19 protein-coding genes are annotated in these 20,473 nt (G+C 60.8%); 7 read left to right on the top strand and 12 right to left on the bottom strand.

Translation table 11 applies throughout. The annotated features are described in order from the left end of the window. Positions 1 to 115 precede the first annotated feature (115 nt). Both glpT and glpQ read left to right on the top strand, forming a co-directional pair. A complete protein-coding gene (gene glpT / locus J9788_RS17360; protein ID WP_015376273.1) occupies positions 116 to 1,468 on the top strand; it encodes a glycerol-3-phosphate transporter in 1,353 nt (450 codons plus the stop codon). Between the two features lie 82 nt (positions 1,469 to 1,550). Beyond that, the gene (gene glpQ / locus J9788_RS17365; protein WP_182265652.1) at positions 1,551 to 2,630 is read left to right on the top strand and encodes a glycerophosphodiester phosphodiesterase; all 1,080 of its coding nucleotides are present in this window, start codon (positions 1,551 to 1,553) and stop codon (positions 2,628 to 2,630) included. 217 nt (positions 2,631 to 2,847) lie between these two features. Here glpQ and yigL read toward each other — a convergent pair whose 3' ends face one another. Both yigL and pldB read right to left on the bottom strand, forming a co-directional pair. Continuing rightward, entirely contained in the window at positions 2,848 to 3,645 is a 798-nt protein-coding gene (gene yigL / locus J9788_RS17370; RefSeq protein WP_046898837.1) for a sugar/pyridoxal phosphate phosphatase YigL, read from the bottom strand. Positions 3,646 to 3,649: 4 nt separating this feature from the next. Next, entirely contained in the window at positions 3,650 to 4,693 is a 1,044-nt protein-coding gene (pldB, locus tag J9788_RS17375) for a lysophospholipase L2 (RefSeq protein ID WP_182265651.1), read from the bottom strand. 147 nt (positions 4,694 to 4,840) lie between these two features. On the opposite strand from pldB, the gene rhtB reads away from it, so the two are divergent. After that, positions 4,841 to 5,461 (top strand): homoserine/homoserine lactone efflux protein, encoded by a 621-nt coding sequence (gene rhtB / locus J9788_RS17380; RefSeq protein WP_033645013.1) that lies wholly within the window; start codon positions 4,841 to 4,843, stop codon positions 5,459 to 5,461. 48 nt (positions 5,462 to 5,509) lie between these two features. Here the strand turns inward: rhtB and rhtC are convergent, their stop codons facing one another. Both rhtC and recQ read right to left on the bottom strand, forming a co-directional pair. After that, positions 5,510 to 6,130, bottom strand: coding sequence for a threonine export protein RhtC (rhtC, locus tag J9788_RS17385; protein WP_046898835.1), 621 nt, complete (start codon positions 6,128 to 6,130; stop codon positions 5,510 to 5,512). A 12-nt stretch (positions 6,131 to 6,142) separates the two neighbouring features. Further along, a complete protein-coding gene (gene recQ / locus J9788_RS17390) occupies positions 6,143 to 7,975 on the bottom strand; it encodes an ATP-dependent DNA helicase RecQ (RefSeq protein WP_046688049.1) in 1,833 nt (610 codons plus the stop codon). Between the two features lie 199 nt (positions 7,976 to 8,174). Between recQ and J9788_RS17395 the strand changes: the two genes are divergently transcribed. Both J9788_RS17395 and rarD read left to right on the top strand, forming a co-directional pair. Further along, positions 8,175 to 8,645 carry a thioesterase family protein gene (locus tag J9788_RS17395; RefSeq protein ID WP_033645017.1) on the top strand — a complete coding sequence of 157 codons (471 nt, stop codon included), beginning with the start codon at positions 8,175 to 8,177 and terminating at the stop codon, positions 8,643 to 8,645. A 66-nt stretch (positions 8,646 to 8,711) separates the two neighbouring features. Continuing rightward, complete coding sequence (gene rarD / locus J9788_RS17400; protein ID WP_033645018.1) at positions 8,712 to 9,599, top strand: EamA family transporter RarD; 888 nt, start codon at positions 8,712 to 8,714, stop codon at positions 9,597 to 9,599. A gap of 16 nt (positions 9,600 to 9,615) precedes the next feature. Here the strand turns inward: rarD and corA are convergent, their stop codons facing one another. Next, on the bottom strand, positions 9,616 to 10,566 hold the full coding sequence (corA, locus tag J9788_RS17405; RefSeq protein WP_004934262.1) for a magnesium/cobalt transporter CorA: 951 nt from the start codon (positions 10,564 to 10,566) through the stop codon (positions 9,616 to 9,618). 446 nt (positions 10,567 to 11,012) lie between these two features. On the opposite strand from corA, the gene J9788_RS17410 reads away from it, so the two are divergent. Then, a complete protein-coding gene (locus J9788_RS17410) occupies positions 11,013 to 11,486 on the top strand; it encodes a WbuC family cupin fold metalloprotein (protein ID WP_025160392.1) in 474 nt (157 codons plus the stop codon). A 51-nt stretch (positions 11,487 to 11,537) separates the two neighbouring features. Here the strand turns inward: J9788_RS17410 and uvrD are convergent, their stop codons facing one another. The 6 genes from uvrD to J9788_RS17440 all read right to left on the bottom strand — a co-directional run bounded on the left by uvrD (position 11,538) and on the right by J9788_RS17440 (position 17,215). Continuing rightward, a complete protein-coding gene (gene uvrD, locus J9788_RS17415; protein WP_046898834.1) occupies positions 11,538 to 13,700 on the bottom strand; it encodes a DNA helicase II in 2,163 nt (720 codons plus the stop codon). A gap of 78 nt (positions 13,701 to 13,778) precedes the next feature. After that, a complete protein-coding gene (gene yigB / locus J9788_RS17420; RefSeq protein WP_033636653.1) occupies positions 13,779 to 14,495 on the bottom strand; it encodes a 5-amino-6-(5-phospho-D-ribitylamino)uracil phosphatase YigB in 717 nt (238 codons plus the stop codon). Next, positions 14,495 to 15,406, bottom strand: a complete 912-nt coding sequence (gene xerC / locus J9788_RS17425) for a tyrosine recombinase XerC (protein ID WP_033645020.1) — start codon at positions 15,404 to 15,406, stop codon at positions 14,495 to 14,497. The genes yigB and xerC overlap by 1 nt, the downstream gene beginning before the upstream one ends. After that, positions 15,403 to 16,116, bottom strand: coding sequence for a DUF484 domain-containing protein (locus J9788_RS17430; protein ID WP_033645022.1), 714 nt, complete (start codon positions 16,114 to 16,116; stop codon positions 15,403 to 15,405). Before J9788_RS17430 ends, xerC begins: the two co-directional genes overlap by 4 nt. After that, positions 16,113 to 16,937 carry a diaminopimelate epimerase gene (gene dapF, locus J9788_RS17435; RefSeq protein WP_004934244.1) on the bottom strand — a complete coding sequence of 275 codons (825 nt, stop codon included), beginning with the start codon at positions 16,935 to 16,937 and terminating at the stop codon, positions 16,113 to 16,115. Before dapF ends, J9788_RS17430 begins: the two co-directional genes overlap by 4 nt. Before the next feature lie 71 nt (positions 16,938 to 17,008). Beyond that, the gene (locus J9788_RS17440; RefSeq protein ID WP_080273427.1) at positions 17,009 to 17,215 is read right to left on the bottom strand and encodes a lipoprotein; all 207 of its coding nucleotides are present in this window, start codon (positions 17,213 to 17,215) and stop codon (positions 17,009 to 17,011) included. Between the two features lie 78 nt (positions 17,216 to 17,293). On the opposite strand from J9788_RS17440, the gene cyaY reads away from it, so the two are divergent. Beyond that, positions 17,294 to 17,614, top strand: a complete 321-nt coding sequence (gene cyaY, locus J9788_RS17445; protein ID WP_033645025.1) for an iron donor protein CyaY — start codon at positions 17,294 to 17,296, stop codon at positions 17,612 to 17,614. A gap of 36 nt (positions 17,615 to 17,650) precedes the next feature. Here the strand turns inward: cyaY and J9788_RS17450 are convergent, their stop codons facing one another. Then, entirely contained in the window at positions 17,651 to 20,203 is a 2,553-nt protein-coding gene (locus tag J9788_RS17450; RefSeq protein ID WP_046898832.1) for a class I adenylate cyclase, read from the bottom strand. Positions 20,204 to 20,473 lie beyond the last annotated feature (270 nt).

A 20,473-nucleotide genomic window follows, 5' to 3' on the forward strand; every position in this document is an offset into this window, starting at 1 on the left:
GACAATGGCGCTCGTTATGGAACACAAAAACACCACATTCGATATCCGCTCAATCATCAAATGAACGTAAAAGGTCATATTGATGTGATAACAGATAAAGCCATCGGAGGCGCTCATGTTGAGTATTTTTAAGCCGGCCGCACACATCGCCCGTGTGCCGAGCGATAAGGTAGACCCGCTCTACCGTAAGCTGCGCTGGCAAATTTTCCTGGGGATCTTCTTCGGTTACGCCGCCTACTATCTGGTGCGTAAGAACTTCACCCTGGCCATGCCTTACCTGATCGAACAAGGCTTCAGCCGCGGTGACCTCGGCTTCGCGCTGTCGGGCATCTCCATCGCCTACGGCTTCTCCAAATTCATCATGGGTTCGGTCTCCGACCGTTCCAACCCGCGAGTGTTCCTGCCTGCCGGCCTGATCCTGGCGGCGGCGGTGATGTTGTTCATGGGCTTCGTGCCGTGGGCCACCTCCAGCATCGCGGTGATGTTCGTTCTGCTGTTCCTGTGCGGCTGGTTCCAGGGCATGGGTTGGCCGCCGTGCGGCCGTACCATGGTGCACTGGTGGTCGCAGAAAGAACGCGGCGGCATCGTTTCCATCTGGAACTGCGCCCACAACGTGGGTGGCGGCCTGCCGCCGCTGCTGTTCCTGCTGGGTATGGCCTGGTTCAACGACTGGCACGCGGCGCTGTACATGCCGGCCTTCGGCGCCATCCTGGTGGCCCTGATCGCCTTCGCCCTGATGCGCGACACCCCGCAATCCTGCGGCCTGCCGCCGATTGAAGAGTACAAAAACGACTATCCGGACGACTACAGCGAAAAAGACGAAGAAGAGCTGACCGCCAAACAGATCTTCATGCAGTACATCCTGCCGAACAAGCTGCTGTGGTACATCGCGGTCGCCAACGTGTTCGTCTACCTGCTGCGTTACGGCATTCTGGACTGGTCGCCGACCTACCTGAAAGAAGTGAAGCACTTCGCGCTGGACAAGTCTTCCTGGGCCTACTTCCTGTATGAATACGCCGGTATCCCAGGCACTCTGCTGTGCGGCTGGATGTCGGACAAAGTGTTCAAAGGTAACCGCGGCGCCACCGGCGTGTTCTTCATGACGCTGGTGACCATCGCCACCGTGGTGTTCTGGATGAACCCGGCCGGTAACCCGACCGTGGACATGATCTGTATGCTGGTCATCGGCTTCCTGATCTACGGCCCGGTGATGCTGATCGGCCTGCACGCGCTGGAGCTGGCGCCGAAGAAAGCCGCCGGCACCGCCGCGGGCTTCACCGGCCTGTTCGGCTACCTGGGCGGCTCGGTCGCGGCCAGCGCCATCGTCGGTTACACCGTGGACTTCTTCGGTTGGGACGGCGGCTTCATGGTGATGATCGGCGGCAGCATCGCAGCGGTCATCCTGCTGCTGCTGACCATGCTGAACGAGAAGAAACACCACGCGGAAATCGCCGCCAAGCGCGGTTAAGCGTCACACGACTTTTGCATGATTTAAAGGCCGCCCTGCGGCCTTTTTACTACCCTGCCCCCAACAACACGGAGAAAACGGAATGCGGACTCAAGTCAAAGCCCTGCTGACAGGGATCATTCTCGCCACCTCGATGGTCAGCGCCGCGCAGGCGGCGGACAAAGTGGTCATCGCCCACCGCGGCGCCAGCGGCTACCTGCCGGAACACACCCTGCCGGCGAAGGCGATGGCCTACGCGCAGGGCGCCGATTATCTCGAACAAGATCTGGTGATGACCAAGGACAACGAGCTGGTGGTGCTGCACGACCATTACCTCGATCGCGTCACCGACGTCGCCGAACGCTTCCCGGACCGCGCGCGTAAAGACGGCCGTTATTACGCCATCGACTTTACGCTGGCGGAGATCAAATCGCTGAAGTTCACCGAAGGCTTTGAAATCGAAAACGGCAAGAAGGTGCAGGGCTACCCTGGCCGCTTCCCGATGGGCAAATCCGACTTCCGCGTCCACACCTTCCAGGAAGAGATCGAGTTCGTACAGGGTCTGAACCATTCGACCGGCAAAAACATCGGCATCTATCCTGAAATCAAAGCGCCTTGGTTCCACAAGCAGGAAGGCAAAGACATCTCCAGCAAAGTGCTGGCGGTGCTCAAACAGTACGGCTACACCGGCAAGAACGACAACGTCTACCTGCAGTGCTTCGACGCCAACGAGCTCAAGCGCATCAAGAACGAGCTGGAGCCGAAGCTGGGCATGGATCTGAAGCTGGTGCAGCTGATCGCCTACAACGACTGGCAGGAAACCTACGAGCAGAAAGCCGATGGCAAGTGGGTGGAATACGACTACGGCTGGATGTTCAAACCGGGCGCGATGAAGAAAATCGCTCAGTATGCCGACGGCATCGGGCCGGACTACCACATGCTGGTGGTGGCGGATAAATCCAAGCCGGGCCACATCGTGCTGACCGACATGGTGAAAGAAGCGCACGCCAGCAAGCTGGCGGTGCACCCGTTCACCATTCGCGCCGATGCGCTGCCGAAGTACGTGACCGACGTGAATCAGCTGTATGACGTGATTTACAACCAGGCCGGCGTCGACGGCGTGTTCACCGACTTCCCGGACAAGGGCGTGCAGTTCCTGCAGAAGCAGGGCCAGCACAAGTAACGCCAAGGGCGCCGCAAGGCGCCCTTGGATTGCTGACAAAGGAGGAAAAAGCGTGGTTTTTCCTCCTTTGTGGATATCAGTCGAAAATCAATAAATTGATTTTCCTTATTTTTTTAGATATTGCCTGCTGTAAGCTCGGCAACGTCATCCGGTTTATCATTTACTTTAAGGGCGCCGCAAGGCGCCCTTGTTATTTCAGAGAAACGGCCTGTTTATTTCAGAGGAACATCTTGCGCAGGTAGTGCGGCACCGCGTTATCGACGTTGGAGCCGATCACTTCCAGCTCCGGCAGCATATCCTTCAGGCGCTGATGCGCATCGCGCATGATGCAGCCCTTGCCGGCCATCGACAACATCTCCAGATCGTTCATGCCGTCGCCGAAGGCGATGCACTCTTGCAGCGTATAACCGATGATCTTGGCCACTTCTTCCAGCGCATGCCCTTTCGACACGCCACCCGCCATCACTTCCAGGCAGGTCGGGAACGAGAAGCTGACGTTGACCCGATCGCCCCAGCGCGCGTTGATGGCGTCTTCCACCTGCAGCAACCGCTCGTGATCTTCACAGGTGAAGTAAACCTTGCAGACGCCGTCGGTTTCCAGCAGGCCCGGCTCGAACAGCTGATATTTGAACACCGACTCCTGGAAGTACTCTTCCTGCTCCGGGCTTTCGCGGTTGGTAAACCAATCGTCGTTGCGGTAGACGTTGGTGGTGATCTGCGGATCGTCGTGCAGCATGCCGTACAGATCGCGGGCGATATCCCCGTCCAGGTTATGGCTGAAGATCAGCTCGCCGGCCGTGTTGTGCACCCGCGCGCCGTTGGAGGTGATCATAAAGGCACTGATCTCCAGGCTGTCGCGGATCTGCGCCACGTCGATATGGTGGCGGCCGGTGGCGAACACGAAATGCACGCCGCGCTGGGTCAGCAACTTCAGCGTTTCTTTGGCGTACGGCGACAGGGTATGGTCGGGAGACAGCAGCGTGCCATCTAAATCGGAAGCGACGACGTGATACATAGCGTTATGTTCTAACCTCTGATGGAGTTGTCGGCGGCAGCGCGCCGCCTAAGTGTTGAGCAAAGAAGCGCAGAATTGCGTTCAGTGCTTCGGCGCGCATCGCGTCCCGCTCGAACAGGATCTCATGGCGTGCGCCGTTGATAACCAACGGGAGCCCCCCTTCGCAAGGGCGCCCCGCGTCTGACAGAGCCTGACAAAAAGCCTGGTGCGAACGGTTGTCGACCACCCGTTCCTCACCGGCCTGCAAAAGCAACAGCGGCGTTGTTATCTCCCCGGCCTGCGCGATAATCTGCCGACCGGCGCGGATGCTCTCCCGCACCCAATGGTAGGTCGGCCCGCCCACCTGCAGCTCGGGATAGTCGGCGTAATAACGCAGGCTGCGCCGGTAGCGCTCGCGGCTGTGGGTCAACACGTTGACCACATAGGGCAGCGGACGCCACTGGCCAGTGCCCACCGCGTAATAGTCTCGGATCGCCGGACGTGTCTCCGCCCAGTCGAGAATACGGTCGGCGAGCCAGCCCGGCATCGGCAACTGAATGCCGAACATCGGCGCGCAAAACGCCGCCGCGTCGAACGCCTGCGGCCGACGCTGCAGGAACCGCGCCAGGATCGCGCCGCCCATCGAATGCGCCAGCGCGAAGCGCTGCCGATAACCGCGCGACTCGACCTCGCGCAGCCACAGCTGCTCGAAATCGTCCACGTAGTCGTCGAAGTTTACCACATGACCGCGGTGCGTATCCGCCAGTAAACGCCCGGAGCGCCCCTGCCCGCGATGATCGACGATCACCACGTCGTAACCGCAGTGGAACAGGTCATAGGCCACCTCAGGGTATTTCACGTAGCTTTCGATGCGGCCGGGGCTGACCACCACCACCCGTTGATGCCGCGCGGAACGGAAGCGCACAAAGCGGATCGGCACGCCGTCCACGCCGCGGAACTCACCTTCTTCGCGCTGCCGCCAGAAATCCAGCAGCGGCCCGGTGGCGAAGGCAGCGAACTGCGTTTCACGCGTTAACCAGTCATCGGAGCTGAGAGTGAACGAGGTCATCGAGAGCGTTTTCCCTGTGGAGCCGGCGGAAAATGTGACCGCTGGCACAAGAAATCATACTAGCGTATTGTGATTCAATTCTGACAAAAAACGGCGCCGCCTAGGCGCATTGTGGCACAAAACGACACTTTCAGGGAGCCGAGAACCATGACCTTGGACTGGTGGTTAACCTATCTGCTGACCACGCTTATCCTCAGCCTGTCCCCCGGCTCAGGCGCCATCAACACCATGAGCACCGGCATCAGCCACGGCTATCGCGGCGCCGCCGCGTCGATCGCCGGGCTGCAGGTCGGGCTGAGCGCGCACATCGTGCTGGTGGGCATCGGCCTCGGCGCGCTGATTTCTCAATCGCTGCTGGCGTTCGAGCTGCTGAAATGGCTGGGCGCCGCCTACCTGGTGTGGCTCGGCATCCAACAATGGCGCGCCGCCGGCGCGCTGGATCTGCATGCGCTGGCGGGCAGCATGCCGCGCCGCCGCCTGTTCCGCCGCGCGGTGCTGGTCAACCTGACCAACCCGAAAAGCATCGTGTTCCTCGCCGCGCTGTTCCCGCAGTTCATCTTGCCCCATCAGCCGCAGGCCGAACAGTATCTGGTGCTCGGCGTCACCACCGTGGTGGTGGATATTCTGGTGATGATCGGTTACGCCACCCTGGCGACGCGCATCGCCGGCTGGCTGAAGACTCCGCGTCAAATGCAGCTGCTCAACCGGGTGTTCGGGTCGCTGTTCATTTTGGTGGCGGGGCTGCTGGCGACCGCCCGCAAAGCCTGACAAAAAAGGCCGGGCATCGCTGCTCGGCCTTGGGCATTTCACTGCCGGTTAGCGGGTAAAGATCAGGTGTAACCCGAAGCCGGTAAACAGCACGCCCGCCGCTCCGTCTATCCACTTGGCCAACCGCTGATAACCGCGGCGCATCGCCGGCAGCGCGAACACCACCGCCACCAGGCTGAACCAGACGAAGGTCTCGGCGACGATCAGCAAGAACAGCCCCCAGCGCGCCCCGGCGCCGACGCTGTCGCCGACGAACAGCGAGAACACGCTGCCGAAATAGATCACCGCTTTCGGGTTGGACAGGTTGGTCAAGAAGCCGCGAATAAAGCTGCGCCCGGCCTTCGGCAACGCCACCTGGGCCTCTGCCGCCGGCGGAGCTTGCTGCGCCCGCGCGGAACGCAGCAGTTGCCACCCCATCCAGCACAGGTAAATGCCGCCGCCGACCATGATGATCTGATGCAGCCAGGCCATCTTCTGCAGGATCAGATGCAACCCCATCAACGCCACGCCGGCCCATACCACGATGCCGAGCGAAATGCCGACCACGCCCATCATCGCCTCGCGGCGCGAGCGGCTGGCGGCGGTCTGCGACACGAAAAAGAAGTCCGGCCCCGGGCTCATCAGCGCAATCAGATGCACCAGCGCCACGGTGAGAAATAGCATCAGCATGATTTATCGCCCTCAGTCTTCGTCATTGTCGAGATGGTCGCGGATCATCGCCATAAAGGGCGCGCCGAAACGCTCCAGTTTGCGCTGCCCCACGCCGTTGACGCTCAGCAGATCGCCGGCCTTGATCGGCATCTGTTCGGCCATTTCCAGCAGCGTGGCGTCGTTGAACACCACGTAGGGTGGAATGTTTTCTTCGTCGGCGATCGACTTGCGCAGTTTGCGCAGCTTGGCGAACAGCTTGCGATCGTAATTGCCGCCGTAGGATTTCTGGTTGGCGCTGCTGCGCGACTTCAGGCTCTGAATGCGCGGCACCGCCAGCTGCAGCGCCACCTCGCCGCGCAACACCGGACGCGCCGCCTCGGTCAATTGCAGCGCCGAGTGCATGGCGATGTTCTGGGTGATAAAGCCCAGGTGGATCAGCTGACGCAGCACGCTGGTCCAGTGTTCGGTGGTCTGATCGCGGCCGATGCCGTACACCGGCAGCTTGTCGTGACCGTATTCGCGAATGCGTTGGTTGTTGGAGCCGCGCAGCACTTCCACGATGTACCCGAGGCCAAAGCGCTGGCCGACGCGGTACACGCAAGACAGCGCCTTGCGCGCGTCCTCCAGCCCGTCGTAGCGCTTGGGCGGATCGAGGCAGATATCGCAGTTGCCGCAGTTTTCGTGCTTGCCTTCGCCGAAGTAGTTGAGCAGCACCAGGCGACGGCAGGTTTGCGCCTCGGCGAAAGCGCCCATGGCGTTCAGCTTGTGACGCTCGATGTCCAGCTGTTGCCCGGCGGGTTTCTCCTCCAGACAGCGGCGCAGCCAGGCCATGTCGGCCGGATCGTACAGCAGGATGGCTTCGGCCGGCAGGCCGTCGCGCCCGGCGCGGCCGGTCTCCTGATAATAGGATTCGATATTGCGCGGGATGTCGAAATGCACCACGAAACGCACGTTGGGTTTGTTGATGCCCATGCCGAAGGCGACGGTGGCCACCACCACCTGCAGATCGTCACGCTGGAACGCTTCCTGCACCTGGGCGCGGCGATCGTTGTCCAGCCCCGCGTGGTAAGCGCCGACGCTCAGGCCACGGCTTTGCAGGCGCGCGGCGGTGTCTTCCACCTTGGCGCGGCTGTTGCAATAGATAATGCCGCTCTTGCCGCGCTGATCCTGCACGAAGCGCCACAGCTGATCGAGCGGTTTGAATTTTTCCACCAGCGTGTAGCGAATGTTCGGCCGGTCGAAGCTGCTGACCTGCACCAGCGGATCCTGCAGCGACAGCAGACGCACGATATCGCCGCGCGTGGCTTCATCGGCAGTGGCGGTCAACGCGATCACCGGCATCGACGGGAAGCGCTGTTTCAGCTGACCCAGCGCGCGGTATTCCGGCCGGAAATCGTGGCCCCATTGGGAGATGCAGTGCGCCTCATCCACCGCCAGCATCGCCGGCGGGCAGTGATCGAGCAGGTTGAGGAAGCTTTCCATCATCAGCCGCTCCGGCGCGATGTACAGCATCTTGATGGTGCCGTTGCGGCAGCCGGCCATGACGTCCAGCTGCTCCTCGCGGGTTTGCGTCGAGTTGTAGCAGGCGGCGGAAACGCCGTAGGCCAACAGTTGGTCGACCTGATCCTTCATCAGCGAGATCAGCGGAGAAACGACCAGCGTCAGGCCGTCCATCACCAGCGCAGGGATTTGGTAACACAACGACTTGCCGCCGCCGGTCGGCATCACCACCAGGCAATCCTGCCCGCCGATCGCGGCATTGATAATCGTTTGCTGCCCCGGACGGAATTGCTGGTAGCCGAAGGTATCGCGCAATACCTGCTCGGCCAGCAACTCTCTGTTAATCACTGCTGCGGTTGACACACACTTCCCCATTTTTTCATCGGTACACACTCACCGGGTATGATTACACAATATCGTTCAGCATGACACCAACGCGCGCGTGACTCTTTTGCCTAAACGGGCTGGCAAGCAACAAAGGTTAAGCATAAAATCAACATTCCATTAACCTGGACTGACCAGTTAGCTCCCTTAAAACGCAAAAGAAAAACGGAAACCCGCTATGTCGACAACACCACTGACCCTGGAAGCCGCCCGCCGCAAGATCGGCGAAATTTTTGTCTACCACATGCCGTTCAACCGCGAGCTTGGCCTGGAGCTGCGCCGCTTCGACGATGACTACGTCGAGCTGAGCTTCACCAACCAGCGCAAGCTGGTCGGCAATGCCGCGCAGGAAATTCTGCACGGCGGCGTGATCGCCGCGGTGCTTGACGTCGCCGCCGGGCTAGCCTGCGCCGGCGGCGTGCTGACGCGCCTGGAGCCGCTAGTCGAAGAGGAGATCGCCGCCAAGCTGTCGCGCATGGGCACCATCGACCTGCGCGTCGACTACCTGCGCCCCGGCCGCGGCGAGCACTTCGTCGCCTCCGCCAGCGTGCTGCGCAGTGGCAACAAAGTCGCCGTCGCGCGCGTAGAACTGCATAACCACGACGGCCTGCATATCGCGACCGCCACCGCCACCTACCTGGTCGGCTGATGATTGTGTGCGGTGAGCGTCTTCAGTACACTCACCGCATCTTAAGTTCCCCACCAGAGTGACGTCATGGACGCAAAGCAAACGCGTCAGGGCATTTTCTTTGCCCTGGCCGCCTATTTTATGTGGGGCATCGCCCCGGCTTATTTCAAACTGATCCAGCAAGTGTCCGCGGATGAGATCCTCACCCACCGGATCATCTGGTCGTTTTTCTTCATGCTGGCGCTGATCACGCTGGGCCGCAACTGGCCTAAAGTGCGCGCCGCCTGCCAAAATCGCAAACGGCTGCTGTTGCTGGCGGTCACCGCGCTGTTGATCGGCGGCAACTGGCTGCTGTTCATCTGGGCGGTGAACAATCACCATATGCTGGAAGCCAGCCTGGGCTACTTCATCAACCCGCTGGTTAACGTGCTGTTGGGGATGCTGTTTCTCGGCGAACGTTTCCGCCGCATGCAGTGGGTGGCGGTGGCGCTGGCGTTCACCGGGGTGCTGGTGCAGCTCTGGCAGTTCGGGTCGTTGCCGATCATCGGTCTGGGGCTGGCGTTCAGCTTCGCCTTCTACGGCCTGCTGCGCAAGAAAATCGCCATCGACGCGCAGACCGGCATGCTGATTGAAACGCTATGGCTGTTGCCGGTAGCGGCGGCCTATCTGTTCCTGTTCGCCGACAGCCCCACCAGCCACCTGAGCGCCAACCCGTGGTCGCTGAACCTGCTGCTGGTCGCCGCCGGCATCGTCACCACCGTGCCGCTGCTGTGCTTCACCGCGGCGGCTACCCGGCTGCGCCTGTCGACACTCGGTTTCTTCCAGTATCTCGGCCCGACGCTGATGTTCCTGCTCGCGGTCACCTTCTACGGCGAGACCGTCGGCCAGGACAAGCTGGTGACCTTCGGCTTTATCTGGGCGGCGCTGATCCTGTTCACCCTCGACGCGCTCTATACCCAGCGCAAGCTGCGCTGAGCCCGGCGCCGCCGGGTTACAGCCAGTTCTTGCGCTTGAAGTACAGGTAAGGGGCTAGGCCCGCCAGGATCATCAGCGTGATGGCGCCCGGGTAGCCGAACGACCATTTCAGTTCCGGCATGAATTCAAAGTTCATGCCGTAGCTGGAAGCCACCAGCGTAGGCGGCAGGAACACCACCGACACCACCGAGAAGATCTTGATGATGCGGTTCTGTTCGATGTTGATGAAGCCCATCGCCGCCTGCATCAGGAAGTTCACCTTCTGGAACAGCGATTCGTTGTGCGGCAGCAGGGATTCGATGTCGCGCAGCACTTCACGCGCCTGCTCCAGTTGGCCGGTTGGCAAACGCGCCTTGCGCACCAGGAAGTTGAGCGCGCGCTGGGTATCCATCAGGCACAAACGCACCTTCCAGCCGATATCTTCCAGCTCCGCCAGCGTCGACAGCGCGGCGTCGTATTCGTCGCCCTGATGCCCTTCCATGATCACCCGGCTGAGCTGTTCCAGATCGCTGTAGATATTCTCTATCTCGTCCGCCAGCTGTTCAATCTTGGTCTCGAACAGATCCAGCAGCAGTTCGTAAGCGTTGCCTTCGAGCATCGTCTGGTTGCGGGCGCGCATGCGGTACAGGCGGAACGCCGGCAGTTCGCGCTCGCGCAGGGTATACAGACGCCCGTCGCGGATGGTGAACGCCACCGTGGAGTTGCCGGCGTGATCTTCCGCATCTTCAAAGTAGAAGAAGGAGTGGATATGCAGACCGTCTTCGTCTTCGAAGAAACGGGCGGAGGCTTCGATGTCGTCCAGTTCAGGACGCGTCGCCAGGCTTTGTCCCAGCTCATTCTGCACGCGCTCACGCTCGCCCTCTTCCGGCTCGACCAGATCAACCCACAGCGATGACGTGAGATCATCTGAGTCGTCCAGTTCCAGACGGGACAAGCGGCGGTTATCTAATTTAAAAGCGCTCAGCATGTGCCAAAACTCCGTGAAGGTAACGGGTGCGGACAACGCGTTGAAGCACAGAAACAGAGGGAGATGCGTATCACCGATTTGTTTCAGACCATGAAGAGATCTGACTCATAGCGACACTTTGCGGGGTCGCCGACAACCACGAAGGCTATCAGCAAAAACGGAGAGCCTTAGAAGTTATACCTGCGGCGCAGGTCAGTGAGCCAGTATCTACTGGGTGTGTCCAAGGCGTCTGTCCTCAATGATAATAGTGCGCGCATGTTACGCCGAGAAGAAAAAGCCTGTCAACACGTTAGGCGGGATAATTGCGCAACAAATCATCACGATGATCAATAGCAGAAATGGGGCTTAAACCGTACTGAAAAAGTCGCGGCGATCGCTTACCGCCACCAAGAATGTTGCTAAGATGACATCACCCTAATGGTACGACAAGCATGCGGATTTAAATGATGAAACAGATTACCGCCCATGAACTGACCGCGATGAGCGAACAGGCCGCCAGCGTGGCCCGCCTGCGCGCGCACCGCACCTTACACGAAGAGCTGAGCGACCCGGTGCAACGCCTGGCGATCGCCATGGAACCCGGCACCTATATCCGCCCGCACCGCCACCCGCAAACCTGGGAGCTGCTGACGCCGCTGCGCGGCCGCTTTGTGGTGCTGCAGTTCAACGATGACGGCGTCGTAACACAGCGCACCCTGCTCGGCGAAGAAACCAAAGTGCTGGAGATGCCGGCCTTTACCTGGCATGCGGTGCTGTCGGTCGATGCCGGCGGCGTAGTGTTCGAAGTGAAGCAGGGCCCGTATCAGGCGCTAACCGAAGAAGACTGCATGCAGTGGGCGCCGCAGGAAGGCGGTGAAGGCACCGAAGCGGTGATGCGCTGGTATGCCACCGCACAGGTCGGCGACCGGTACCCTCACTGATCGTGAAAGGTTGCAGGGGCTGGCCCCTGCAACGCCTCTCTCTTTATACCGTTATACCGTTTCCAAACGCGCGTAAGCCGCCACCAGCCATTTGATGCCCTCACCCGGGAAGGCGATCTGCAGCCGGCTGTGCTCGCCGCTGCCCTCCAGATTGACGATGGTGCCTTCGCCAAACTTGGGATGACGCACGCGCTGGCCCAGCTTGTAACCGGTGTCGTTCTCGCTGATCGGCGTGCCCATGCGGCGGTGATTGACCGGGCGCGATACGCTGGCGCGCAGGCGCACTTCTTCCACGCACTCCTCCGGCAATTCGCCGATAAAGCGCGACGGCCGGTGATAAACCTCTTTGCCGTACAGACGGCGCGTTTCAGCATAGGTCAGCGTCAGTTTCTGCATGGCGCGCGTCACGCCCACATAGGCCAGACGGCGCTCCTCCTCCAGACGGCCGCCTTCGTCCAGCGACATCTGGCTCGGGAACATGCCTTCTTCCATGCCGACGATAAACACCAGCGGGAACTCCAGCCCCTTGGCCGAGTGCAGGGTCATCAGCTGCACCGCGTCCTGATAGGCGTCGGCCTGGCCTTCGCCCGCTTCCAGCGCCGCATGCGACAGGAATGCCTGCAGCGGCATCAGATCCTGATCTTCTTCCTGATAGCTGAACTGGCGCGTCGCCGTCACCAGTTCCTCAAGGTTTTCGATGCGCGCCTGTCCCTTCTCGCCCTTTTCCTGCTCATACATGATGAACAGCCCGGAGTCGCGGATCACCCGATCGGTTTGCACGTGCAGCGGCATATCGGCGGTTTCATGCGCCAGCGACTCCACCAGCTCGATGAAGCGCTGCAACGCCGACGCGGCGCGGCCGGCCAGAACCTTGTCCTGCATCAGTTCGCGCGTCGCCTGCCACAGCGTCAGCTGGCGATCGCGCGCCGCCTGGCGTACCACGTCGAGGGTGCGATCGCCGATGCCGCGCGTCGGGGTGTTGACCACGCGCTCGAAGGCCGCGTCGTCGTTGCGGTTGGAGATAAGGCGCAGGTAAGCCAGCGCATCCTTGATTTCCTGACGTTCGAAGAACCGCTGGCCGCCGTAGATGCGGTACGGCATCGCCGTCTGCAGCAGCGCCTCTTCCAGCACGCGCGACTGGGCGTTGCTGCGGTACAAAATGGCGCAATCGTTCAGCGCGCCGCCGTTGTCTTGCCAGGTCTTGATGCGGTTGACCACAAAGCGCGCTTCGTCGAGTTCGTTGAAGGCGCAGTAGAGGGAAATCGGCTCGCCTTCGCCGCCTTCGGTCCACAGGTTTTTTCCCATGCGCCCGTCGTTGTTGGCGATCAGGGTGTTGGCCGCTTTCAGAATGTTGCTGGTAGAACGGTAGTTCTGCTCCAGGCGGATGGTTTCCGCGCCGGGGAAATCCTTCAGGAAGCGCTGGATGTTTTCCACCTGCGCGCCGCGCCAGCCGTAGATTGACTGGTCGTCGTCGCCGACGATCATCACGTTGCTGTTGCCGCCCGCCAGCAGGCGGATCCAGGCGTACTGGATGCTGTTGGTATCCTGGAATTCGTCCACCAGTATGTTGGTGAAACGCTCGCGGTAGTGGTTGAGGATATGCGGCTTGTTCAGCCACAGTTCGTGCGCGCGCAGCAGCAGCTCGGCGAAATCCACCAGCCCGGCGCGATCGCAGGCTTCCTGATAGGCCTGGTAGATGCGCAGCCAGGTGGCCTCCACCGGGTTGTTGTAGGTCTCGACGTGCTGCGGCCGCAGGCCTTCGTCTTTCTTGCCGTTGATGTACCACATCGCCTGACGCGGCGGCCACTGCTTCTCGTCGACGTTCAGCGCCTTGATGATGCGCTTGAGCAGCCGCAGCTGGTCATCGCTGTCGAGGATCTGGAAATCCTGCGGCAGGTTGGCTTCCAGATGATGAGCGCGCAGCAGGCGGTGCGCCAGACCGTGGAAAGTGCCGATCCACATGCCGCCCTGGCTGGTGCCGATCAGATGTTCGATACGGTGGCGCATTTCCGCCGCCGCCTTGTTGGTGAAGGTCACCGCCATGATCGAATACGGCGAGCAGTTCTCCACCGACAGCAGCCAGGCGATGCGATGCACCAGCACCCGCGTCTTGCCGCTGCCCGCTCCGGCCAGAACCAACAGGTTGCTGCGCGGCGCCGCCACGGCTTCACGTTGTTTTTCATTCAGGCTGTCGAGCAGATCGGAGACGTCCATAGGCACCACTAATGGTTAAGGAAAAACCCGCCGGCGACGGGTTTTTCACTGGAAATTTATACAGAGTTCTGGCAGGGATTATAACAATGCTGTCAGCGATGCCAACTGCGAAATCTCAATATGCGGCAGCAGGCGGCTGTCGGCGGCCTGCATCAGGCTGCGTTGCCGATCGTTGATCCAACAGGCCTGCAGCCCCGCGCGCAGCGCGCCGGCTACGTCGGTGGTCAGATCGTCGCCCACGTGCAGGATCTGCTCGGGCGCCACGCCCAGCCGCTCGACGGCCAGGTGATACATGTCCTGATACGGCTTGGCACGCCCGTCCGGCCCGGAACGCAGCACAAACTGGAAGTAGCCGTCCAGGCCGCACTGCGCCGGATCGGCGTTGCCGTTGGTGATCGCCACCAGCGGGTAGCGCGCCGCCAGCGCCTTCAGCGTGGCATGGGTCGCTTCCGGCACCTCGATACGGCTGCGCCACAGCGCGAAATTCTGCATCGCCGCATCGGCCCCGATCGCCGCTTCGGCGTCGCGCAGCCCCTGCCGGCTCAGCGCCAGATGAATGGCGCGCCAGCGCCACTGGGTGACGTCGTGGTAGATCTCCGGATCCTGCTCGCGCAGTTCCTGGCGCAGGCGGTGAAAATCCGCCGACTGGAAGCCGTTCAGGCCGGGGTGGTAGCTCTGCAGGAAGGCCACCGACTGCTGCTCGGTTTGCCGGATCACCGGACGGTTGTCATACAGCGTGTCGTCCAGATCGAAAGTCAGCGCCGCCAGCGGGCGCAGCGGGCGATAAAAATGCATCAGGATTTCCCCCGTTTGGCGCGCGGATGCGCGGCATCGTACACGTTCGCCAGATGTTGAAAGTCGAGGTGGGTATAAATTTGCGTGGTGGTCAGGTTGGCGTGGCCGAGCAGCTCCTGCACCGCGCGCAGATCGCCGCTGGACTCCAGCATATGGGTGGCGAAGGAGTGGCGCAGCTTGTGCGGGTGGATATGGCTGTTGACGCCCTGCTTCACGCCCCATTCGGCGAAGCGTTTTTGCACGTTGCGCGTCGAGATGCGTCGCCCCTGATTGGACAGGAACATGGCGTCGTCCTGCGGTCCAAACAGATCGCGCATCGCCAGCCAGTGTTCCAGCCAGGTGACGGCGGTGCGCCCAATCGGCAGTTTGCGTTCTTTGCTGCCTTTCCCCATCACCCACACCTCGCCGGCCGCCATATCGACATGGCGGCAATCCAGCCCCACCAGCTCGGAGAGGCGCAGGCCGGCGCCGTACATCACCTCCAGCATGGCGCGATCGCGCACCGCCAGCGGATCGTTGAGATCGATCTCCAGCAGCTGGTTCATTTCATCGACGTCGATGTTTTTCGGCAGATGGCGGCCGCTGCGCGGTGTGCGGATGCCCTTGGCGGGGTTGGCGTGCAGCACGCCCTGGCTGACCAGCCAGTCGAGGAAGCTACGCAACGAAGAGAGCCGCAGCGCCAGGCTGGCGGACTGCAGACCGGCGCGTTTGCTGCGCGCCGCCAGCATGCGCACCCGGGCGGCGTCCAGCGTCGTCCAGTCGGTGACGCCGATCTCCTGCGCCAGGCGCATCAGCGCCGTCAGCTGGCGTGAATAGCTGAGCTGCGTCAGCGGGCTAAGTTGCCGTTCTACCTTGAGATAACGCAGAAAAGCGTCCACCGGCTGCTGCAGGCTGGGCGCAATCGGCGTCATGCGCGTTCGATCCAGCGTTCCAGCAGCGCCGGCAGCATGCGTGCCAGCTGATTGAGCATCACCGTGCCCATGCCCTGCTGATAATGTTGCGTATCGCGGCTGCTGAAGATCACCATGCCCAGCTCGCCGTCGTCGCCCAACATCGACAGCGCCACCGAGCCAATTTGGCCAATCTGTTTGGCCTGCGGCAACAGCAGCAGCAGCTCGGGGCCGTTCAGGCTGCCGAGATAGTGTTGTTCGCTGCCCAGCCGCTGAATGCGGAACGGCTCGAACGCCGAACGCGTCAGCGCCAGATGGGTGAAATCGGAAGGCGCGCCGATATTCCAGCGCTCGGCGAACAGCCGAACCGTGGCGCCGGCCAAACCGAAGCCGCGCGCCCAGCGCTGCAGCCGGTTTAGCATGTCCTGCAGGCTGTCGGCGGTGGCCAGATCGGCCTGCAGGTGCAGCAGCCTGGCGAACAGCCCTTCGTTGGCACTGGCCTGCTCCATCAACAGCGTGATCTCTTCTTCCAGCCGTTCGATGTGATTGCGCTGGCGAGCCAGATGCCATTCCACCAGCGAAACGGTGCCGCGCACCGGGTGAGGCACGCGCATCTGCTCAACCTGGCGCGCGTTGCGAATAAAGAAATCCGGGTTCTGCAGCAGGTACTGCATCACGGCGTCGTCATCCAGCGCCAGGCCGGCGACGCTCTGTTCTTCTACGCTTTTCATAGATGAATAAATCCGTCATAGACATGGGTTGCCGGACCGGTCATAAACAGCGGATTGCCCGGCCCTTTCCAGCGAATATGCAGGCTGCCGCCCGGCAGTTCTACATGCACCTCTTCTGACAGCAATTCCTGTTGGATCCCTACCGCCACCGCCGCACAGGCGCCGCTGCCGCAGGCCTGCGTTTCACCGGCGCCGCGCTCGTAAACGCGCAGCTTGATGTGATCGCGGCTGACCACTTGCATAAAGCCGATGTTGGCCCGTTCCGGGAAGCGCTCGTGCCCTTCCAGCACCGGCCCAAGCAGCTCCACCTTGGCGGTTTTTACATCATCCACCTGCAAAACACAATGCGGGTTGCCCATCGACACCACGCCGCACAGCACGGTATGTTCCGCCGCGCGCATGATGTAGGTCTTTTCCGCCTTGGCGGCGCGGAACGGCACCGCCTGCGGATCGAAATTCGGCTCGCCCATGTTGACGCACACCAGATCGTCGTCGGTGACGCTGAGCACCATACGCCCGGTTTGGGTGCTGACGCGGATGTCGCGCTTGTTGGTCAGCCCTTTCAGCCGCACAAAGCGTGCGAAACAGCGCGCGCCGTTGCCGCACTGCGCCACTTCGCTGCCGTCGGCGTTAAAAATTCGGTAGTGAAAATCCAGCTCGGGATCGTAAGGCGGTTCTACCACCAGCATCTGGTCAAAGCCGACGCCCAGGTGCCGATCGGCCAGCCGGCGGATCAGCTCAGGTGAAAAATAGACATTCTGTGTAACGGCATCGACCACCATAAAGTCGTTGCCCAGACCGTGCATTTTGGAGAACTGCATATCATACTCCGCTATCTGGACGCGCTATCCGTCTTGATTTTGCGGCGGCGCTCGCCACCGCAAACCGGGTGTTACTGGGCAACCATCGACGGTTTTTGCTGAGAGCCAGACTGCTCCTGCTGGTTCTTTTGCACCTGATCGCCCGTTTGCACCGGCGGTTTGGCCGGTTTTTGGCCGGCGGAGTCGGCAGGTGGGAAGTAAAGCGGGCCTTTCAGACCACAGCCGGCGAGGCCGGTAACCAGAACGGCCATCAGCGCATAGCGTAGTTGTTTTTTCATTTGCATTAATGCCTGTAATTCATGCGTCCAAGGTCTCTATAATCGCAGGTGGATCATGAAAAGCAATAGGAATTGAATATGAACGACAGTGAGTTTCACCAGTTGGCCGACCAGCTGATGCTGAATATTGAAGAGACACTGGACGATTTTGACGGCGATGCGGATATCGATTACGAAACCAATGGCGGCGTGATGACGCTGAGCTTCGAAAACGGCACCAAAATCGTCATCAACCGCCAGGAGCCGCTGCACCAGGTGTGGCTCGCCACCAAGGCCGGCGGTTACCACTTCAACTACCGCGACGGCGTCTGGGTATGCGATCGCAGCGGGCAGCCGTTTTACCAACTGCTCAGCGAAGCAGCCAGCGCGCAGGCCGGCGAGGAACTGAGTTTTTCCTGAGGCTAAGCAGGGCTCGGCAACCGAGCCCTTGCGGCGTCAATGCAGCTGGAACTGCTGCTTCAGCGGCTGAGCGGCGCCGTCGGCCACCGTCACGCACAGGCTGGACAGCACGTTGCTGCGGAACGGGATCACCTGCGTGCGCCCGTCGAGCTGCACGATTTGATAGAACTGCGGCAGGTTGAAGTTGATGAAGCTGGAGCCGTAGGTAAAGCGGTCGTGCGACGAGGAATAGAAGCGGCTGACGTCGCGCACCAGCTCCTCTTTGCTGCCCTCGCAGTGGTGATACACCTCCACCCGATTCGACTCATCCAGAATATAGATGTTGAAGCCCTTGTCGTCTGAGGTGTCTTCGAAGAAGAACTGGATGATCCCCTCGCTGGCGAAGCCGTCCACCACCGGCGGCAGATGCACCTGATCGGTTTCCACCTTGATAGACAGGCCGTGCAGCTTGTTGTTGGAGATGGCGCCGTAAAACTCTACCGCGTTCTCCAGCTTCTGCACCGACACGCTCAGGCGCTCGAAGAACAGCCCCCAGGTCTGCCCGGCGACGCGCACCGCCTTGAAGCGGCCGGGTTCCAGCCGGGTGCTGGACAGGCGCAGCTCGATGCATTCCGATACCAGTTGCTGAATGCGGGTGCGAATAAGGCCGCGCAGGTGCTGACTGTAGCAGAACACTTCCACCGACTCCGGCGGTGCGGCGTCCTGGTGCATTTTGCCGAGAATGGTTTTCAATGCTTCCAGCACCGACTGCTCGCCGCTGAAATGCAGGGTACGCACTTCGTTCCAGGAGTTGCGATACAGCAGATCGATGCTGCCCACCAAACACTGCTGCTGCTGGCCGAAGCTGAACACGTCCAGCTTGCGGAAATCGAAGTGCACCACCTGATTGCGGAAGGCGGCGGTCGGATCGTTTTCCAGATTGACGATGATCGCCAGATGGCGAATCTCGCACGGGCTGTACAACGCTTTCGGCGTCGGTGCCGGCAGGCGCAGCGGGAAGTGATGGGAAACGTCGGCCACCAGCTCCTGCAGCTTGGCGGTGTCACACAGATTGCCGCTCTTGATGTGCAGGCGGGTCTGCGGCGTCAGCAGGCCGTTGAAATAGGCCCAGGCCACCAGCTTGTTCAGGTAGCGGTTATATTCCAGCGGCTGATGGCTGACGATCGAATCCATGGCCGGCGCCTGATTGTACAGGTACCAGCCGGTGCGGTTGGCGCGGCCAACCGGCACATGAATAAAGGTTAAATCGTTTTCCGACAGGTCCGGCGAGATCTGCGGGTTCACCAACGTCACCTTGCCGGGCAGCGCTTCGAACGCCGCATACAGTTTGCGGGTCAGCACGCCGATATCCTGCGGGCTGGCGCTGACGCTGAGGTTGTTGCGGCGGGCGAAACGGATCAGGTTGCGGTAGCTCTGCATCATCGCGTCGAGCAGTTCGTTGTGCGCTTCGCGCACCCGCTCGATTTTCCAGTTGGCGCGGTTGTCCAGCATCGCCAGACGCTCTTCGCTCCAGCCCCACTCGCTGACCAGCTGGCTGAGGATCTCGCGCCGCCAGCCGACGCAGGCCTTGGCCAGCGACAGTTTTTCACACACTTTCAGGTAAAAACAGCGGCGGGCCAGATCGAGGCGGGTGGTGTCGTTGATGTCGGTCAGGTAGCGGGTCACGCGCTCAAGCATCATGCAGTAGGCGTCGAGCCCGAAGCTGACGATCTCGCCCTGATGCAGCCGGTGTTTGATGTCCGTCGCCAGCAGTTGGGTAGTGGGGTATTCCCAGGAATAGGCTTCCAGCAGCAGGGTCTTCAGCACCGCTTTGTAAGGCGAATCGATGCTCTTATACAGTTGCCACAGGCTGGCGCCAAAGTACTCTTCCGCCGACAGCGAACTCAGGCCGCCGAGATCCAGCCACTCGTTCGGCGTCAGCGCGCCCTGCGCGTACAGCGACAGCACGTATTCATCGTAGTGCGCTTCTTCTTCGCCCGGCACCATGTTCCACAGGATGCGTTTACCGGCCAGGCGCACCGCGGTGCGGTAGAACTCGTCCAGTAACAGGATGTGCTGCGTCGAGCCGCAGTCTTCGCCGCCCAGGCTGCCGCTTTCATTATGGCGGAAACGGTTTTCGTCGATCAGGAAGAAGCTGACTTCCACCCCCATCGACGCGGCCCACTTCTCAAGCAGGCTGCATTTTTGCTGCAGGCGGGTGCGTTCTTCGTTGTCCAGCCAGGACTGGTGACAGACCCAGATGTCGAGATCCGAGCTGCAGCTTTGGCCAATAGACGAGGTGCTGCCCATCGAATAGACGCCGGTGATCGGCAGCTCGCCGCTGGCCGGTTTGTCAAACGGGCTACCCCATTTGTCTTCTAAATCGTTCAGGTAATCTTGTTGAGTTTCATCAGGCGTGTAGAGGCAAATGCCGTGGGGAACGTTACCGTTCAGGTAACCCGGCATCAGCGGGTGGTGGTGGTGCAGTAAGGTGGGCAGCAGACTGTATACCCGTTGAAACGCGGGCTTCATAGCCGCCAGGGCGCGATCGACGCGTAGCTGATTGATCGCATCCAGTCTCTGCTTCAATGTCTCGATGTAGAGGTACAAGACGTCTCGCCTGATTATCCCGGTGTTTAGAAAAAAACCCGTATTCCATGAGCGCCGTTAGTGTAAGAAGAATATTTGGCGACTTATTGCTGGAAACGTGATCAATTTAACACCTTGCTGATTGACCGTAAAGGAGGTAACGCTTCACAATTATTGTAGCGCTTCCCTAAACGATTTACCCGCAGTGTTAACTGCCCCAAAGCACATCACACGTCCCTTTGATTCCGTTGTCCTTTTTCCGCCTCCGGCTTCTTGCACTGACAGTATTGA

It is taken from the genome of Serratia sp. X10, assembly GCF_017811775.1.
Taxonomy (GTDB): Bacteria; Pseudomonadota; Gammaproteobacteria; order Enterobacterales; family Enterobacteriaceae; genus Serratia; species Serratia ureilytica.

What these genes read in the sequence shown, in the direction of transcription:
- rhtB (WP_033645013.1), top strand. Translation starts at nt 4,841, where the DNA reads ATGACCTTGGACTGGTGGTTAACCTATCTGCTGACCACGCTTATCCTC.
- cyaY (WP_033645025.1), top strand. Translation starts at nt 17,294, where the DNA reads ATGAACGACAGTGAGTTTCACCAGTTGGCCGACCAGCTGATGCTGAAT.
- pldB (WP_182265651.1), bottom strand. Translation starts at nt 4,693, where the DNA reads ATGACCTCGTTCACTCTCAGCTCCGATGACTGGTTAACGCGTGAAACG.
- yigB (WP_033636653.1), bottom strand. Translation starts at nt 14,495, where the DNA reads ATGCATTTTTATCGCCCGCTGCGCCCGCTGGCGGCGCTGACTTTCGAT.
- J9788_RS17440 (WP_080273427.1), bottom strand. Translation starts at nt 17,215, where the DNA reads ATGAAAAAACAACTACGCTATGCGCTGATGGCCGTTCTGGTTACCGGC.
- glpT (WP_015376273.1), top strand. Translation starts at nt 116, where the DNA reads ATGTTGAGTATTTTTAAGCCGGCCGCACACATCGCCCGTGTGCCGAGC.
- uvrD (WP_046898834.1), bottom strand. Translation starts at nt 13,700, where the DNA reads ATGGACGTCTCCGATCTGCTCGACAGCCTGAATGAAAAACAACGTGAA.
- dapF (WP_004934244.1), bottom strand. Translation starts at nt 16,937, where the DNA reads ATGCAGTTCTCCAAAATGCACGGTCTGGGCAACGACTTTATGGTGGTC.
- J9788_RS17430 (WP_033645022.1), bottom strand. Translation starts at nt 16,116, where the DNA reads ATGAAAAGCGTAGAAGAACAGAGCGTCGCCGGCCTGGCGCTGGATGAC.
- rhtC (WP_046898835.1), bottom strand. Translation starts at nt 6,130, where the DNA reads ATGCTGATGCTATTTCTCACCGTGGCGCTGGTGCATCTGATTGCGCTG.
- yigL (WP_046898837.1), bottom strand. Translation starts at nt 3,645, where the DNA reads ATGTATCACGTCGTCGCTTCCGATTTAGATGGCACGCTGCTGTCTCCC.
- glpQ (WP_182265652.1), top strand. Translation starts at nt 1,551, where the DNA reads ATGCGGACTCAAGTCAAAGCCCTGCTGACAGGGATCATTCTCGCCACC.
- rarD (WP_033645018.1), top strand. Translation starts at nt 8,712, where the DNA reads ATGGACGCAAAGCAAACGCGTCAGGGCATTTTCTTTGCCCTGGCCGCC.
- J9788_RS17395 (WP_033645017.1), top strand. Translation starts at nt 8,175, where the DNA reads ATGTCGACAACACCACTGACCCTGGAAGCCGCCCGCCGCAAGATCGGC.
- J9788_RS17410 (WP_025160392.1), top strand. Translation starts at nt 11,013, where the DNA reads ATGAAACAGATTACCGCCCATGAACTGACCGCGATGAGCGAACAGGCC.
- corA (WP_004934262.1), bottom strand. Translation starts at nt 10,566, where the DNA reads ATGCTGAGCGCTTTTAAATTAGATAACCGCCGCTTGTCCCGTCTGGAA.
- xerC (WP_033645020.1), bottom strand. Translation starts at nt 15,406, where the DNA reads ATGACGCCGATTGCGCCCAGCCTGCAGCAGCCGGTGGACGCTTTTCTG.